Origin of the sequence: uncultured Spongiibacter sp. (assembly GCF_964011655.1) — a bacterium.
Classification (GTDB): Bacteria; Pseudomonadota; Gammaproteobacteria; order Pseudomonadales; family Spongiibacteraceae; genus Spongiibacter; species Spongiibacter marinus.
In genome coordinates this window covers 35,178-51,416 of record NZ_CAXGPO010000018.1, presented here as the reverse complement: position 1 = coordinate 51,416, position 16,239 = coordinate 35,178, and the positions used below count along the sequence as shown (strand labels likewise).

Sequence of the window (16,239 nt, the reverse complement as noted above, 5' to 3'; positions counted from 1 at the left end):
GGCGGGGGGTGCGACAAGCTGACCTTGTCGACGGCGGCGCCAGACGCCGATCAGGTCGCTGCCGGGGGCTTTATGCCGCGCGCTGCAGATGACGAGGCGGGCGATTCAGGGCAGTGGGGTATTGCGGGTCGGTATTTCTTTGACTGGTTGGGCGGCACGGAAATTGGCGCGTACTACGTGAACTATCACAGCCGCACGCCGATATTGAGCGGTATTAATGCGACCAGCTTCAGTCCGCTGACCGGCCAGCCTGAAAATCCGCAGTACTTTTTCGAGTTTCCTGAAGATATCGAAGTCTACGCGCTGACCTTCGCAACGAACCTCGGCCTGTGGGCGGTGTCGGGTGAGGTCAGTTACCGGCCTGAGCTTCCCTTGCAGATTAATACCGTAGAAATCAGCCAGACACTGGCGCTGGGTTCGCTTAACGAGTGGTCGCGGATTGCTGATCGTGGCGCTGCCGCTGGTCCCGGCGGCGTGGTGCATGGTTTCGATAATGTTGAATACACCCAGGCGCAGATGACCTTTATCCGCTTCTTTGAGCAGGTAATGGGCGCAGACCGCTTGGCGATCGCCGCCGAAGTAGGTGGGGTGTGGATAGGGGGGATGAACGAGGCGATTAACTATGGTCGTTCGGCAACCTTTGGCATCGGTGACTTTGAGCCAATAAACAGCGGGCTGCCGCTACCGCCTGCCATCCTCAACTTATTACCGCCGCTACCGGGGATTATTCCGGTGAGTTGTGACTCGCACCCTGTGTTGAGCCTGTTAGCGGGTGTCCAGCCGAATTCACAGCCGCAAAACTGCACCGACGACGGATTTGTCGAGGACTTCTCCTGGGGCTACCGAGTGCGAGCGCGTCTGACCTATTCCGATGTTTTCAAGGGGGTGAACCTAACACCAAATATGGCGTGGTCTCACGATGTGAGCGGTTATTCACCACCACCGAATTTTATTGAAGGCCGTCAGGCATTGAGTATTGGCCTGAGTGCCGACTACTTGAGCACCTATCAGGCTGATATTTCATACACCAATTACTTTGGTGCCGATTATAACGATCAGCAGGATAGGGATTTTATCTCGCTGAGTTTTTCCGTTGCATTTTAAGAGGGGGCTACTATGCAGAGCTTCAAGCACAGCATTCGCTCGATCACGACCGGCTTGTTCTACACCACCGTCGTTGCGGCCTTGGGGGCGAGCGTCGCCTCTGCCAAGGTTTCTCCTGAGAAAGCCGCGCAGTTAGGCGGTGCCCAGCTGACGCCGATGGGCGCAGAGCGAGCGGCAAATGCCGATGGCAGTATTCCGGCTTGGACGGGCGGCCTAAAAAAATTGCCGGCCGCGTACAAGCCCGGTGAACGGTTGGTTGACCCCTATGCCGGGGAAGCGCCACTGTTTGCGATCACCGCAGCAAATGCCAATCAACACAAGGACAAGCTGTCGCCGGGGCAACTGGCATTGCTCAATCGATACCCCGATAGCTTTAAGATGAATGTCTATCCCAGCCACCGTAGCGCTCGCCTGCCAGATACCGAGTACCAGCGGATTAAAACCGGGGCTACCCAAACCGATATGGTCGAGGGCGGGAATGGCTTGGTGAATTTCTCGGCCAGTGTACCGTTCCCTATTCCGCAAAGTGGCCAGGAGGTTATCTGGAATCATATCACTCGCTATCGCACCCCACTGGGTGTGTCGCGACGCTATACCCAGATTCCGGTGCAGGCCAGTGGCGGCTTTACGCCAGTGTTATTTGAGGAGTCGGTATTGTTTGCCAACCGCTTCGCGGATAACCCTAATCCCAACCGCCTGTTTGTGTTCTTGCAGCGTATTTTGGCGCCAGCGCGCTTAGAGGGCGATGTATTGCTGGTGCATGAAAATATTGACCAAATTAAGGAGCCGCGTTCCGCGTGGCTCTACAATGCCGGGCAGCGTCGCGTGCGCTTGGCTCCGACCATTGCCTATGACGGCCCGGGCACAGCCTCGGACGGTTTGCGCACCTCCGACGACCTCGATATGTTCAATGGCGCCCTGGATCGCTACAACTGGGAATTAAAAGGCAAGCGCGAGTTATATATCCCCTATAACAGCTATCGCCTGAGAGACGGCAAGCTGGCATACAAAGATATTCTCAATAAAGGGCATATGAATCCCGAGCATTTGCGCTATGAGTTGCACCGAGTGTGGGTGGTTGAGGCCACATTGAAAGAGGGCTCCCGACATATTTATGCTCGTCGTACCTTCTTTGTTGACGAGGACACCTGGCAGATCGCCATCGCAGATCATTACGACGGTCGCGGCGAGTTGTGGAAGGTAAAAGAAGGCCATGAAGTGATGCATTATCAAGTGGCCGTGCCCTGGTTGGCGTGCGAGTCGCTGTATGACCTGAACTCCGGTCGCTATTTGGTTACTGGCCTCGATAATGAGGAAGAGGGCTACCAGTACGACTTTAATTACCAGGGTAAATTTAGAGACTTCACACCGGCGGCTTTGCGCCGGGCTGGGCGACGTTAAGTCCGGCTTATGACAAACAATAATAAACAAGTTACTGCGCGGCATTGGCCGCGCATCGTCCGCCAGGTTTGCGCTGCCATAGCCTTGATTTCGTCTTGTGTAGTCACTGGCAGCAGCGCTTACGCCAACGACTTTGAGGCACTTCCCGCGTTGACCGTGGCCGAGGCGGGGAAGCGTGTTCTGCTTGATATCACCCGTGCGGGTGGCCGACTGGTCGCGGTGGGTGAGCGCGGCGTTGTTCTGTACTCAGACACCGGCGGCAATACGTGGCAGCAGGCCGTTGTGCCGCACAGCAATACGCTGACTTCGGTCACGTTTATCGATGCCCAAAACGGTTGGGCGGCGGGCCATGGTGGCATCATCCTGCACAGCGGTGACGGCGGCCAAACGTGGCACAAGCAGTTCGACGGTAACCAGGCCAACCGGCAGTGGTTGAACTTTATTCAGCAACGTCGCGATTCGCTGGCCGAGACAATCGAGGAGCTGGACGACTCGCAACAGGCTGAGCGCGACGACCTTGAATATCGTCTGGACGACGCTGAGTACGCGCTGGAGGATGCCGCCCTCGCGTTGCAGACCGGCCCGGTGGATCCCTTTCTTGATATTTGGTTTGGTGATGCCAAAAACGGCGTCGCCGTTGGCGCATACGGCATGATTTATCGCACCGAAGACGGCGGCGAAAACTGGGTGATCGCTGCGGCGGGAATTGAGAACCCTGACCGCTATCACTATTACGATGTCGATGCCGATCGCAGTGGCCGCCTTTACCTTAGTGGCGAGGCGGGACTGATGTATCGCTCGCTGGATGGTGGTCGCCAATGGCAGCGCCTGGGGCCGTTTTATGATGGCAGTCTATTCGGCGTTGTTACGCGGGGCGAGGAGGTAATGGCCTACGGCTTGCGCGGCCATATTTTTAAAAGTGTGGATGGCGGCACGCGTTGGCAGTCTCTGCCTGCCGCGCCTTTCAGCCTGTATGGCGGCACGCTCTTGGCCGATGGAACGGTGATTTTGGTCGGCGCTGGAGGCGGCTATCTGCTTGGCCCAGAGGGCGCCCCCTTCGCGTCAAAGCTACACCCCAGTCGCAGCAGCTTCTCGTCGGTAAGCGGCGACGGCAGTGGCCGAGTCGTTGCAGTGGGTATGAATGGCGCCGCGGCGCTTCCCCAAGGAGAGGCCAGTGAGTAGCGAAGAAAGCTTGACCTTAACGGAAGAGGATGGCCGTTTACGCCCGTTTTTGGGGGCGCTGTTACTGCGTGCCAGAGCGCCGCTAATACTGCTATTTGTGATCCTGACGGCATTTTTTGGCTGGCAGCTGCGGGGGTTGCGACCGGATGCCAGCTTCGAAAAAATGATCCCGGTATCTCATCCCTATATTGTTAATTTTCTGGAAAACCGCGAAGACCTGTCCGGGCTGGGTAATGCGGTGCGCATCATCGTTGAAAATAAAAACGGCGATATATTTAGCCAGGAATTTCAACAAACCCTTCAAGAGATCACCGACGAGGTTTTTTATATAAACGGCGTCGATCGCGCCGGCCTTCAGTCTTTGTGGACGCCTAACGTCCGCTGGCTGGAGGTGACCGAAGAGGGCTTTGTCGGCGGCGCAGTTATTCCAGACGATTACGACGGTTCGCCTCAGGCTTTGGAAAAGCTTCGCGCTAACACACTTAAGTCGGGCCAGATCGGTCGCTTGGTGGCCAACAATTTCCGCTCCACCATTATTGTGGCGCCGCTGGTTGAGCGCGACCCGAAGACGGGCGAGCGCCTTGACTACCAGCAACTATCGGCTGACCTTGAAGCGCTGGTGCGCGACAAATATCAGACAGAAGACCTGCGTATCCACATTACCGGTTTTGCCAAACTGGTAGGGGACCTGATCGACGGGGCGTCACTGGTAGGGACCTTCTTCGCGGTTGCCTTTGTGATCACTGCGGTGATGCTGTTTTTGTATAGTCGCTGCCATTGGAGCACGTTTGCCGCGTTGCTGTGTTCAACGGTTGCGGTGGTCTGGCAGCTGGGGTTGTTGCCCATTATGGGCCTCGGCTTAGACCCCTATTCGATGCTGGTGCCGTTTTTGGTCTTTGCGGTGGGCATCAGCCACTCGGTGCAGATCATCAACCGCTTTGCACACCTAAGCCACAGCGCCGTCGACACGCGGGAAGCCGCCAAGCTAACCTTCGTTCGGTTGAGCAAACCGGGCTTTATTGCCCTGCTTAGCGATGGTGTGGGCTTTCTTACTCTTCGCGTGATTGATATTCCGGTTATTCAAGAGCTGGCTCTGATCGCCAGTACCGGCATCGCGGTGCTGGTGTTAACCAACCTGATCTTACTCCCGTTGGTGTTGTCCTACACCGGAATCAGTCAGCGCTGTCACCGCTACCGCGATGACAAACTCAACAGCGAATATCGTCATTGGCACCAGCTGTCGGCGGCGAGTCTACCGCGCAATGCCAAATTGATTGTTGCGGCCTGCACGGTGCTTTTCGCAGGCGGCTGGTGGTTGGCCCAGCAGCAAAAGATTGGCGATCTCGACCCCGGCGCGCCCGAGCTGCGTCCGCACTCTCGTTACAATCTCGATACGGCTTTTCTTACCGATAATTACTCGACCAGTACCGATGTCTTTGTTGTGATGGCGCATACCCTGCCTCAGCAATGTGGCAATTACCAGTCGCTGGCGGCAATAGATCATTTTCAAGCGGTGATGGAAAATGTGCCGGGGGTGCAATCGGCGTTGTCGCTGGTTGATATTTCCAAGCTGGTGATCATGGGCATGAACGAGGGTAACCCTCAGTGGCATGCGTTGAGTCGCAATCAATATATTTTGAATAACTCCCTGAGCCGCGTGCCAAGCAATTTGTTAAACACCGATTGTTCGATGGTGCCGGTGATTCTATTCCTCGAGGATCACAAGGCGGACACCCTTGATCAAGTGATTGCTGCCGCAGAGGGCTTTACCGCGCAGTACAATAGCGAACACATAAGCTTCCGCTTGGCGGCTGGCAATGCCGGTGTTGAGGCGGCAACGAATATTGTGATTCGCACCGCGCAGAACCGTATGCTGATCTGGGTATATGGCGTGGTGATTGTACTGTGCCTGCTCAATTTCCGCTCGCTAAAAATCACTGCCTGCATCATCCTGCCGCTGATGCTGACCTCTTTACTCGGTCAGGCATTGATGGCGATGCTGGGCATTGGCGTCAAGGTGGCAACACTGCCTGTGATCGCGCTTGGGGTGGGAATTGGGGTCGACTACGGCATCTATATTTATACCGCTTTAGCGCATTTCTTGCGCGAGGGTCAGGACCTTCGCAGCGCGTATTTTTCAGCACTGAAAACCAGTGGTACCGCGGTGGCCTTTACGGGCTTAACCCTGGCTGTCGGGGTAGGGACGTGGATCTACTCGCCCATTAAATTCCAGGCCGATATGGGGCTAATGCTAACCTTTATGTTCTTCTGGAATATGGTGGGTGCCTTGCTGGTTCTTCCCGCATTAGCGTGGCTGTTTGGCGCTAAGCCCCATCAGCGAGTCACCAGCGCGACAGATGGCAACGCATAGCCGAGAGGGCTGGTCTGCACTGGCAGCGCAGCCCTGTGTGACGGTTACGAGGTCAGCAGGCTGATCACAATTTGCGAGCTGATAAAGCAGAACAAGAAGAAAATCGCCATCGCCGTCACGCCGGCGAAGATCAGCGGCATGGGATTGGTTTCTGCCAAGTCCATTAAGCGTTTTTGCCCGGAGCGATTTTGCAGGGCAAACATTAGTGAAATGGCCTGCTTGAAAACCTCGAAGAAGCTCAAAGGTTTTTGGTTGTTCTCTGCGGGTTCCGTTTTCTCTTGTGCATTGTCCATGTTGCGACCTCGGGAGTTCTCTGTTGGTGTCGGTCTTCCTTTGAGTTTGCGGCAAACTCATCTTGTCAGAGAGTTTACCTGATTGCCGCGCAAGACTATAGCCGCGGTCAGCTGCGATCTTTGCGGTATTGGCTGGGGGAGCAGCCCTGCCAGTTTTGAAAGGCGCTGGTAAAGGAGCTCTGTTCACTGAAACCCAGCAGCAACGCGATCTCCAGCAGGCTTAGTGGGGTTTCGGTCAAGTAGTGCTTAGCGCGGGCAGACCGCGCGGTATTCAGCAGCTGTGTGAAACTAACGCCCTCATGCTGAAGGCGCCTTCTCAGCGTGCGCTCGCTGATATGTAGCGCACTGGCAACGTGCGACGGTTGCGGCTTGCCCTTGGGGAGCATGTCGTCAAGAAGATGGCTAATACGGTCGGCAAGTGTTTGTTTAGCCTGTATTTTTGTGAGCAGCGAGTCGGCTTGTCTGGCCATCAGCGTATTCAGCTCACCATCCTGCTGCAGTAAGGGGAGGTCCGTGAAATAGTCGGGGCCACACAGGGCGTTGTCGTCCGCGTCGAAATGCACCGGGCAGCCGAAGAAGCGATCGTAGTCACTGCAATCCAGAGGCGCGCTGTGTCGAAAGCGCACTTCGTTCAGCCAGCCCTGCTCTCCGGTTATCCAGCGGCCAAAACTCAACCAGCCAGCGACAATGACCTCGTTGAGCGCTTGGTATTCCAGCGAGGCTGGCAAGCCAGCGTCCCAACTGACGGTGAGTTGCCGATGATTGGCGCTGACGGTTGTTTTGCCGCCATCGTAAACCAGGCTCTCGTAGCGCGGGATCAGCGCGATGGCTTCCCCGAGTGTTGCGCAGCTCATCGCGGCATAGCCCAGTGCGCTGAAAGTTCGCGCTTGCACCTGCTGGCCCATATGCAGCCCTATCAGTGGATCGGCGCACTGCTCAATCGCGCGCTCGAATAGCGCGATCATTTTGCCCAGTGGCAATCGTTGACTGGGCGTGGCGAGTGCTTCACTAGTCAGTGCGGCAGCCTCTAGCAGGGAGGAGCGGTCGGCGCCCTGGCGGGTGGCCACGTCGATAAGACACTGGGCATACGATGCCGATACGGTGTGATGGCAGGCCTCATAGGCGGCAAGTAATTTATTATTGTTCACGGTTATTGTTCGGGCCTGGCATGTTTTAGTGGGTAGCGAGTGCGCCACCTAACACCACAATGTAGGGCAAGAGTATACCGGCATCCCTCAGCTAGCTCATCTTGCCGCCCGCTATGGGGTTGGCCGAATTGCAAAAATAAATGGCCGCGGTCGGCAAGCAGCGGCTGCTAAACAACCGTAATCTTGCTGCTATTTAGATAGGCAGATAACAATTATGGTTGACGCGACTCTGGCTCCTTCGGCGGCTGCGGCGCAACAAATTCTGCGCGATAGCAGTCAGTTTCAGTGGTATGTCATTCCGTTGATGGTGGTGGTCATCTACCTGTATTCCGAGCAGTGGCACGCTCGCCGCTGGTCGGTGATCCTGGGTGGTTTAGCATTCTGGTTAATGGATTGGGTAAATGAGATATGGAACGGCCTGGTGCTGCATTTCAGCGGTTACGCGCCGGTTTGGGGGGCGCCCAGTGACACGGCATTTCTGATACTCGCGGGGCTGAATATTGAAATCAGCCTGATGTTTGCGGTGTTGGGCTTGGCCGCAATGCTGACTTTGCCTCGCGACCCAAAGGCCAAAATTTTGGGCGTTAATAACCGTGTGGTGTGGGCCGCGACCAACGCGGCACTGTCGGTACTGGTGGAAATTTACTTGAACCATATCGGCGCGCTGGTGTGGGAGTGGCCGTTCTGGAATGCCTCGTCGCCCTGGCTTATTTTTCTGCTGGGCTACCTGCCTTTTTATCTTGTTGGCGCTTGGGTGCACGATATGCCGAGCCGCCGACGGCAGGTGGTGGCTGTCTCCGGTCTGGGGACGTTTGTCGCCGCGTCGTTAATTTTATTTGTGCCCGTGCTGGGCTGGTTATAGGGGGCAGGGATGCGAAAAGCCGGGATAGGGTTGTGTGTATTGTTGCTGTTGGCGTCCTGCGGAGGTGGCAATACCTCAAATGCTACGCGAACTGCTGCGCCCTTTGAGTTGGGGCCGGAAGCGCCGTTCACCGAGCGGGTGGATCACCACGCCGATTTGCCGAGCTGTGTATTGCTGGCGGGGACAATGGGCATACCTGACCCCGTCTCGCTGGATGTGCTGCCCGATATTGGCAGCGGGCTACTGGGTGTGGTGTCGCCGGAAGTGCCAGAGGGTTTCCCCGAGCGAGTTCATCTGCGCAGCGATACGGCAACATTTAACCGCAAGTACCAGTTTTACCTTCACGAGGGGCGTGTTTGGTATAAGAAAAATGCGGCGGTCGAAGAGGCTGGACCTTGGTTGGCGGTGCCGATGCCCGCGTGTTTGGCCGGTACCCTGATAGGTATTTCGGCCGACGATGATGAGTTGGTTGCTATTCGTGAAAATGGCGATATCTACGGGCTGGATAACATCCTGAAAGATCCGTTGTTATTCAACTGGACATCGCGCTGGGGCGCGCCTGTTTGGCTGGGTACCGGCTATTACATTCAGGAGGATTATCTGAGCTGGAGTTGGACGGTGATCTCCAACAGTGAAGATAAGAACTGGCGTGATCCCGCCGGCAATTTGCACCGCGTGGGTGACGGCAAGGTTTCCCATATTTGGATGCTTCGAGATAACGGGCAGCGCTATACGTTCATCGACCCCTGGCTGCCCAAGGACGAGAGTTACGAGGCATGCGGCCCCTTACGCGGCCGGTTTAAAGGCGTCAATTTGAATAGCAGCGGCTCCACATTGGTCACGGTGAATCGCTATGGTGATATCTACACCCGTCACTACGACTTTGACCTGGCTGGTGACAACGAGGTGTTTTTTCAATACGCCTTCGAGGATCAGCGCGGCGTAGCCAACCCGAAGATACAGTTGCCATCGTTTCCCTGGGTGCAGCAGCCCAAGGTGCCGGGTGAAATTACCCACCTTATTAGTATTCATAAGCTCGGCATTAATATAGCGCAGCGGCTAATTCGCGTAGAGGGGCGCGATGCGAAGGGTAACGTCGGATACTGGGAGAAAGCGGTAGCCGCAGAGTCGGTGGCTGACTGGCAGTTTTACCCAACGGGCGGGCACTTGCGCGGCACCCTGTTAGACAATAGCCCCAAGGATACCAGTCAGCGGGACCTGGGCGAGTCTGAGGATCGCTACTATCAACGGAATATGGCCGCGGTAGCGACTCTGGCGCCTGAGCGTGATCTGCGCGACGACATGGACTGGGCGGCGGAGCTGAGCGACTTCAATTTGTATTGCTCGCCAACCGCCTTGCGTGTTTACACGGGCCCCGAAGAGAGCATGGATCTGATTCTTCATGTGGTGGATGTGATTCGGCAGACGCCTCGCGCGAGGGGCTTGGACGACGAGCCGAGGAGCTTTCGCGGGAATATCGAGGTACCGGAAGCGCTGAGAAATCAAAAGGCAGCGCTGAGCGCTCGCCAGCGGCAATTCCTGACCCTCTATCTTGAGGATAAGGCGTTTACCGATGTGCGAATGAGCGGCGTGCCATCGCGCATCACCATCACAAAGTCCGCGTTAAGCGGCGGTTTTGAGTGGCAGTTTGAACAGCCCTGAATAGGTATCTAGCGGCTTACGGTAAGAAGTAGCTGCGAAACAACTGGTCGACGCCGTCGCCTTCTCCCCAAATAGCATCGGCGCTGCTAGCCAGCGCCACGCGGGTCAACTCGCCCATCACCAGGTGGGCGATAGCGGCGCGCAGTTCGACCTTGGGCTTGCCCGAGGGGTTTCCCGCCATTAATACGGTGGCAAAAATAATATCGATAAACTCGGTCATTTTGCCCGACACCGGGTTGTCGGTGTCACTGCTCATCAGTGCGTGCAGCAGCACACCGGCTACCCCCTGTTCTTCGGCCTCCAGGTCTCTCAGCACACGGATAATGGCCTGCATGGTCTGTGCATAGTCGCCGCCTTTGGCGCCAACTGCCTGAATGAGTCGCTCTCGCGCCTTTCCCAAAATATCGTCGGTAACCGCGGCAATCAGTGCTTGCTTGGAGGGGAAGTGGTGTAGCAGGGAGGGGCGCCGAATGCCGCAGCGCTTGGCGATAGCGTCCAGTGGCGCGGCGATACCCTGGGTGGAGAATTCAATGCGCGCGGCATTGAGAATTTTACTGCGGGTACTGGGAGCGTTGGGTTGTGTGCGAGGCCGCGCCATGGTGAGTCCATAATCTTCAAAATAGTAGGATTAAGTCTACCAGATGTTGACACGGCATTGTTTCGCCAATAATCTACAAATCAGTAGGTAAATAAATCCAATAAGTAGATTAGGTGGTGAAATGGCTAGTGAGCTTGAGATCAACACGCCGTCGTCCGCAGCAAAGTGGGTCGATGGCAAACGGTATTTGTGGCTATTTGGCATGATCGTGCCGTTATTTCCGCTGATGAGTGGGGGCATGGCAGCACTGACGGGATCGGAATGGGGGTGGTGGTTTGCGCCCCTGTTTCTGTATACCGTGATTCCCGCGTTGGACTACCTAATTGGTAACGATCCGCACAATCCCCCCGAGGAGGTGGTTGCGGCGTTGTCACAAGACCGCTACTACCGCTACTGTGTGTACGCGTTCCTCCCCCTGCAATTTGCCACCTTATTCTGGGCAATGTCGGTGTTGGCCGGCGGCGAGCTGGGCTGGGTGGGAATCAGCGGGCTGTTGGTATCGGTCGGCATTGTCAGCGGGGTAGCGTTCAATACTGCCCACGAGCTCGGTCACCAAAATAGCAAGCTTGAAAAGTACCTGGGCATGTTGTCGTTGGCGCCGACCTTTTATGGCCACTTTTGCGTTGAGCACAACCGTGGTCACCACGTGCGGGTGGCAACGCCAGAAGATCCAGCCAGTGCCCGGTATGGGGAAAGCTTTTGGCAGTTTTTGCCGCGCACCATGACAGGCAGTCTCCGCAGTGCCTGGGCGTTGGAGAAGAAGCGACTTGAGCGTCAGGGCAAGCCAGTATGGCATTGGCAGAACCACAACCTTCAGGCCTGGTCGATGAGTCTGGTGCTGTACGCCATTATTGCTGCGGTCTTTGGCTGGGCGGTACTGCCATTTATGGCGGCCCAATCCCTCTATTCCATGACCCTGTTCGAAGTGATCAATTATCTGGAGCACTACGGCTTGTGCCGCAAAAAGCTGTCCTCTGGGCGCTACGAGCGCTGTCAGCCCGAGCATTCGTGGAATAGCAATCACTTGGTGACGAACATTCTGCTGTATCAATTGCAGCGTCATTCTGATCACCACGCCAACCCCACGCGCAGTTATCAGGCCCTGCGTCACTACGAGGACGTTCCCCAGTTACCCAGTGGTTATGCGGGAATGGTGCCGCTGGCGTACTTCCCGCCGCTGTGGCGCTGGGTGATGGACCGCCGTGTGAAGGCGCACTACAACGGCGACTTGTCTCAGGCAAACGTTGCGCCGAAGGTTCGGGCAAAACTCGGCCTTTGATTGCCGTTCCGTACAGGCCCGCCTTCGCGGGCCCAATTACTCGGGCAGCACTAGGTTCCGCAAAAGGTTGCCGTTACCCGGTTGCCGTCGGTAGCGGGTGCGGCGAACTCGGCCGCATCGCACTGGTATTCAAAAGGGTCTTGTAATCGCGTCTGCAGGGCAAAGAACACGCTCATATCACCCTCATAGGCCTTCTCTATGGCGTTTTCCACCAAGTGGTTGCGCGGAATAAATACCGGGTTGGCCTTTTGCATGGTGAAGTAGCGCTGCTCGGCTGGTGTGGCGTCGGCATTGAAGCGCTGTTGCCAGCGTTCTAACCAAGGCGCGAAGGCATTCGGCAATTGGAAAAGCCCAGCGATGCTGTCACCACCCCTTTCGCAGTTGGCCATTACCGCTGCGCGGTCGTTCAGGCTGCGGAAACTCAGGGTGAAGTCGCTGTCGTGTTCTTCCAGTAGTGCCAGGAATTCGCGATACAGGGCTTCGTCGTCATCGTTGATATGGGAGAAGCCGAGTTTTTCGGCCATGCGCTGCCGATACGACTGGAGGAAGGTGTCCGGGAAAGTGTTTAGGGTGTCCTGCGCGCGCTGCACGGCCGGTTTTAGGTCCGACTCGCCCGGCCGCTGCATCAACGTCAGCATGGCTTGGGCAAGTTGCACGAGGTTCCATTGGGCGATGGCTGGCTGATTGCCGTAGGCGTATCGCCCTTGCTGGTCGATAGAGCTGAACACCGTGCCGGGGTGATACGTCTCCATGAATGCGCAGGGGCCGTAGTCAATGGTTTCCGCGCACAGCAACATATTGTCGGTGTTCATCACGCCGTGGATAAACCCCAGGGCCTGCCAGCGCGAGATAAGCGTTGCCTGGGCATTGAGGATCGCGTTAAACAGCGCTTCATAGGGCGATTCGCTCTGCTTGCACTCAGGGTAGTGGCGGTCAATAACGTAATCCATTAGTTGCTGCAGTAGTTCGGGGTCCCGCTGCGCTGCGACAAACTGAACCGTACCCACGCGCAAGTGGCTGCTGGCAACGCGGCATAGAATACCGCCGGGCAGAGGGCCGTGCTCGCGAAAAACCGGGTCGCCGGTAGCCAACGCGGCCAGGGCCCGCGTGCTCGGTACGCCCAGGCAGTGCATGGCCTCACTGAGCAGGTATTCGCGAATAACCGGCCCCAGTGGTGAGCGGCCGTCGCCACCGCGAGAGTAGGGCGTGCGCCCGGATCCCTTCAATTGAATATCTTTGCGTTGGCCCTGGCGGTCAATGACTTCACCGAGCAGCAATGCGCGGCCGTCGCCAAGTTGCGGATTGTAGTTGCCAAACTGATGACCGGCGTACACGCAGGCAATGGGCTGGCTACCCGCGGCCAGCGCATTGCCGGACAGAACATCAATACCTGCCGGCGAGGCCAGCCACTTACTGTCGATATTCAGCGCTTCGGCCAACCCGGTGTTAATCAGCAGGGCTTGCGGCGCGGACACCGGCTCTGCCTGCTGGCGATGAAAGAGGCTGTCCGCCAGAGCTTGGTAGCTGTTGTCGAAGGGAATCGGGCGCATGGTGTTCTGGCTCTCGTCTGAGGTTTGGCGGGCAACCATTGTACGTGGCCGCGACGTTCACTGCCCGCTCGGGTCGCCAATGCGTGGATTTCTTTTAGCGAGGCGCGACCTCGGCGCATTAACGCGGTAAAATTACCATTTTTCAAACTCGATTTGATAACCATAGTGACCGAGCACAGTTCTCGCTGATGCTTGGCGATGCTTTCAGGAAGCCATAGACCCATGCCCTGGTTTACCAAACTGTTTTTTTTGCTGTGTCGATTCGTCTCGGCCCCCGTGTTCGCACTTGTTCGACCGAATATTGTGCAGGTAGACGAGGGGCTGCGCGAGGCCATTGACGGTCGACCGGTGTGCTATGTACTGCGCCAGCACAGCTGGACTGACCGGTTTTTGCTCGAGCGGATTCTTAAAGCTGAGGGGCTGCCACTGCTGCGCGCTACACCGGGTAAGCTGCCCGATAGCAGCCGCGCCGCGTGTCTGTATTTGCCGGTGTTACGCGGCGAGCGCGGCAATGACCGCGGTAAGGCGACCATGTCGGCGCTTATCGCGCGCCTCGGTGATGACACGGCCAGTGCCCTGGCCAAGGAAATGCAGATTGTACCGGTGTCGATGTTTTGGGGGCGCGACCCCGGCAGTGAAACATCATTTCTGAAACTGCTGCTCGGCGATGGTGAACGCGGCGGGGCCTTTCGCAAGCTAATGGTGATCATTGCGCAGCGCAAGAATGTGATTTTGCATTTCGCCATGCCCATTAACTTTCAGACACTGGTTGCCCGCACCGAAGAGCCGGCGTCGGCGGCGGAGCTGCTGGCTCGCACCCTGAGTTTCTACTATAGCCGCCGAAAAACGGCTGCACTTGGCCCAAGCCTGCTATCGCGCCCGGCGATTATTCGCCTGGTATTGCGCCGCCCTGAAGTTAAAGCGGCGATGGCCCAGCACCAGCAGGAAAAGCAGCTAACTGATGCGCAGGTGATAAAACAAGCGCGAAAAATGGCAGACGAGGTCGCCGCGAATTTCGACTCTCGAATGCTGCGGGTGTTGGACCTGATTCTGAGCTGGGTATTTCGCAAGATCTTCAGTGGCATCCGCCTGCACCATATTGACCGCCTTAATCGCGCCGCCAACGACCGCCAGCTAATTTACATGCCCAGTCACCGCAGCCATTTGGATTACCTGCTCATTTCTTACGGCCTGTATACCCAGGGTCTGGTGCCGCCCCATATTGCGGCGGGGGTAAACCTTAATTTTTGGCCAGTGGGTGGTTTGCTGCGTCGCGGTGGTGCCTTTTATATCCGCCGTAGTTTTGCGGGCCAGCAGCTATATACAGCCGTTTTTCGCAACTACCTCGATGTTATTCTCGGGCGCGGCTACCCGGTGGAATTCTTCCCCGAAGGCGGCCGCTCGCGAACCGGGCGATTATTGCCGCCGAAGAAAGGCATGTTGCGCATGACGGTGGAGAGCTTTTTGGCGCAACCTGCGCGCAAGGCTGCCCTGGTTCCGGTGTATGTAGGCTATGACAAACTGGTGGAGGGCGCGTCCTATGTGAAGGAATTGCGCGGCGCAGCCAAGCAGAGTGAATCTGCAGGTGGCTTGTTGAAGGCCACGCGAATTTTCAAGTCATCGTATGGCAGCCCTCACGTCTCCTTCGGTGAACCGATTAGCCTGGATGAATGTTTGAGCCGGGTTGAGCCGGAGTGGCGCAGTAAGCTGCAGGCCGGTGATAAGAGCTTTATACCCGGTGTTGTCGATCACATCGCCCAGGAGAATATGGAGCGTATCAATGCCGCGGCAGTGATTAATCCGATAGGCTTGGTGGCCATGATCCTGCTGTCCAGTCCGCAGCGTGCGATGGCTGAGGATGAACTGTTGGCGCAGATCGACCATTTTATCGCGCTGTTGCAGCGCCTGCCCTACAGCGATGATGTGATCCTGCCGGAGGGGAGCGCCCGAGAAATCCTCGATGCGGCGGCGCGCACGGCGGGACTGTCGCGCATAGATCACAGTTGGGGGCCAATTATCACCGCTACCGGCAAAGAGGCGGTGATGCTGACCTACTACCGCAACTCGGTCATGCACGTTTTGGCCACACCGAGTTTGATCGCGCGCTTTTTCCGCCACAGTGAGCGCGTGAATGAGGCCGAATTGAAAGAGTCTTGCGCGCAACTCCTGCCCTTCCTCAAGCGCGAGTTATTTTTGCGCGTTGACGAGCAGGAGGGCGAGGCGCTCGTTGAGTCTCATATCGATAATCTCGTTGCGCTTGGCTTGTTAGAGCGCTGTGATGAAGGCGTGTTATCGCGGCCTGAAGTGGGCACAGAAGCCTATGCCGTGCTGACCGGACTGGGGCGGATTCTGCGGGAAACCTTTGAGCGCTATACCATGACCAGCTTGCTCTTGGTGCACGCCCCAGGTGAGACGCCGTCGCCGCGCAGCGATATCGAGAAGACTATTATCGACATGGCGCAGCGCCTGGCAATTGTCAGTGGCCGGGAGGCGCCGGAGTACTTCGATAAAAACCTGTTCAGGGTTTACCTGGATACCCTGATTTCGCAAGAGTTACTGGCGCAGGACGAAGAGGGTGGAGAGCCGCGTATTTGGTGCAATCCGCGGCTGGCGGTATTTAGTCAGCGTTGGGTGAGTCTCCTTGGGCCGGATGTACAGCAGAGTATGCTGCAGCTTATTCGGCGCCCCACTATGCCCAGTGCTGCCGAGGGTGAGTAGGGGTTAATACGCAAGTCGCGGCCACGGTGACTAGACTAGTATGTATCGACGGCTTCCAGGGAGAGGGGGCG

12 protein-coding genes are annotated in these 16,239 nt (G+C 56.8%); 8 read left to right on the top strand and 4 right to left on the bottom strand.

Features of this window, described 5'->3' with window-relative positions; genetic code table 11:
- The 4 genes from ABNS66_RS09965 to ABNS66_RS09950 all read left to right on the top strand — a co-directional run.
- Positions 1 to 1,104: DUF1302 family protein (locus ABNS66_RS09965; protein ID WP_348655309.1), on the top strand; the 1,104-nt coding region annotated here is incomplete at its 5' end.
- A 12-nt stretch (positions 1,105 to 1,116) separates the two neighbouring features.
- On the top strand, positions 1,117 to 2,505 hold the full coding sequence (locus ABNS66_RS09960; protein ID WP_286840314.1) for a DUF1329 domain-containing protein: 1,389 nt from the start codon (positions 1,117 to 1,119) through the stop codon (positions 2,503 to 2,505).
- Positions 2,506 to 2,514: 9 nt separating this feature from the next.
- On the top strand, positions 2,515 to 3,687 hold the full coding sequence (locus tag ABNS66_RS09955; protein ID WP_286840311.1) for a YCF48-related protein: 1,173 nt from the start codon (positions 2,515 to 2,517) through the stop codon (positions 3,685 to 3,687).
- Positions 3,680 to 6,058 (top strand): MMPL family transporter, encoded by a 2,379-nt coding sequence (locus tag ABNS66_RS09950; protein ID WP_286840309.1) that lies wholly within the window; start codon positions 3,680 to 3,682, stop codon positions 6,056 to 6,058. Before ABNS66_RS09955 ends, ABNS66_RS09950 begins: the two co-directional genes overlap by 8 nt.
- A 44-nt stretch (positions 6,059 to 6,102) precedes the next feature.
- Here the strand turns inward: ABNS66_RS09950 and ABNS66_RS09945 are convergent, their stop codons facing one another.
- A complete protein-coding gene (locus tag ABNS66_RS09945) occupies positions 6,103 to 6,351 on the bottom strand; it encodes a DUF2970 domain-containing protein (RefSeq protein WP_204996035.1) in 249 nt (82 codons plus the stop codon).
- 107 nt (positions 6,352 to 6,458) lie between these two features.
- Positions 6,459 to 7,499 (bottom strand): AraC family transcriptional regulator, encoded by a 1,041-nt coding sequence (locus tag ABNS66_RS09940; protein WP_286840307.1) that lies wholly within the window; start codon positions 7,497 to 7,499, stop codon positions 6,459 to 6,461.
- 214 nt (positions 7,500 to 7,713) lie between these two features.
- Between ABNS66_RS09940 and ABNS66_RS09935 the strand changes: the two genes are divergently transcribed.
- Positions 7,714 to 8,361, top strand: a complete 648-nt coding sequence (locus ABNS66_RS09935; RefSeq protein WP_286840304.1) for a hypothetical protein — start codon at positions 7,714 to 7,716, stop codon at positions 8,359 to 8,361.
- Positions 8,362 to 8,370: 9 nt separating this feature from the next.
- Entirely contained in the window at positions 8,371 to 10,023 is a 1,653-nt protein-coding gene (locus ABNS66_RS09930; RefSeq protein ID WP_286840301.1) for a hypothetical protein, read from the top strand.
- A gap of 16 nt (positions 10,024 to 10,039) precedes the next feature.
- Here ABNS66_RS09930 and ABNS66_RS09925 read toward each other — a convergent pair whose 3' ends face one another.
- A complete protein-coding gene (locus ABNS66_RS09925) occupies positions 10,040 to 10,621 on the bottom strand; it encodes a TetR/AcrR family transcriptional regulator (protein WP_204996034.1) in 582 nt (193 codons plus the stop codon).
- 121 nt (positions 10,622 to 10,742) lie between these two features.
- On the opposite strand from ABNS66_RS09925, the gene ABNS66_RS09920 reads away from it, so the two are divergent.
- Positions 10,743 to 11,900: an alkane 1-monooxygenase gene (locus ABNS66_RS09920; protein ID WP_286840299.1), complete on the top strand. Its 1,158-nt coding sequence runs from the start codon at positions 10,743 to 10,745 to the stop codon at positions 11,898 to 11,900.
- A gap of 50 nt (positions 11,901 to 11,950) precedes the next feature.
- Here the strand turns inward: ABNS66_RS09920 and ABNS66_RS09915 are convergent, their stop codons facing one another.
- Positions 11,951 to 13,489: a protein adenylyltransferase SelO gene (locus ABNS66_RS09915; protein ID WP_286840298.1), complete on the bottom strand. Its 1,539-nt coding sequence runs from the start codon at positions 13,487 to 13,489 to the stop codon at positions 11,951 to 11,953.
- A gap of 183 nt (positions 13,490 to 13,672) precedes the next feature.
- On the opposite strand from ABNS66_RS09915, the gene plsB reads away from it, so the two are divergent.
- Positions 13,673 to 16,168, top strand: coding sequence for a glycerol-3-phosphate 1-O-acyltransferase PlsB (gene plsB, locus ABNS66_RS09910; RefSeq protein ID WP_286840296.1), 2,496 nt, complete (start codon positions 13,673 to 13,675; stop codon positions 16,166 to 16,168).
- Positions 16,169 to 16,239 lie beyond the last annotated feature (71 nt).

Excerpts from the sequence above, each read along its gene's own strand:
- ABNS66_RS09935 (WP_286840304.1), top strand. The coding sequence starts at position 7,714 with ATGGTTGACGCGACTCTGGCTCCTTCGGCGGCTGCGGCGCAACAAATT.
- plsB (WP_286840296.1), top strand. The coding sequence starts at position 13,673 with ATGCCCTGGTTTACCAAACTGTTTTTTTTGCTGTGTCGATTCGTCTCG.
- ABNS66_RS09930 (WP_286840301.1), top strand. The coding sequence starts at position 8,371 with ATGCGAAAAGCCGGGATAGGGTTGTGTGTATTGTTGCTGTTGGCGTCC.
- ABNS66_RS09960 (WP_286840314.1), top strand. The coding sequence starts at position 1,117 with ATGCAGAGCTTCAAGCACAGCATTCGCTCGATCACGACCGGCTTGTTC.
- ABNS66_RS09915 (WP_286840298.1), bottom strand. The coding sequence starts at position 13,489 with ATGGTTGCCCGCCAAACCTCAGACGAGAGCCAGAACACCATGCGCCCG.
- ABNS66_RS09925 (WP_204996034.1), bottom strand. The coding sequence starts at position 10,621 with ATGGCGCGGCCTCGCACACAACCCAACGCTCCCAGTACCCGCAGTAAA.
- ABNS66_RS09945 (WP_204996035.1), bottom strand. The coding sequence starts at position 6,351 with ATGGACAATGCACAAGAGAAAACGGAACCCGCAGAGAACAACCAAAAA.
- ABNS66_RS09955 (WP_286840311.1), top strand. The coding sequence starts at position 2,515 with ATGACAAACAATAATAAACAAGTTACTGCGCGGCATTGGCCGCGCATC.
- ABNS66_RS09920 (WP_286840299.1), top strand. The coding sequence starts at position 10,743 with ATGGCTAGTGAGCTTGAGATCAACACGCCGTCGTCCGCAGCAAAGTGG.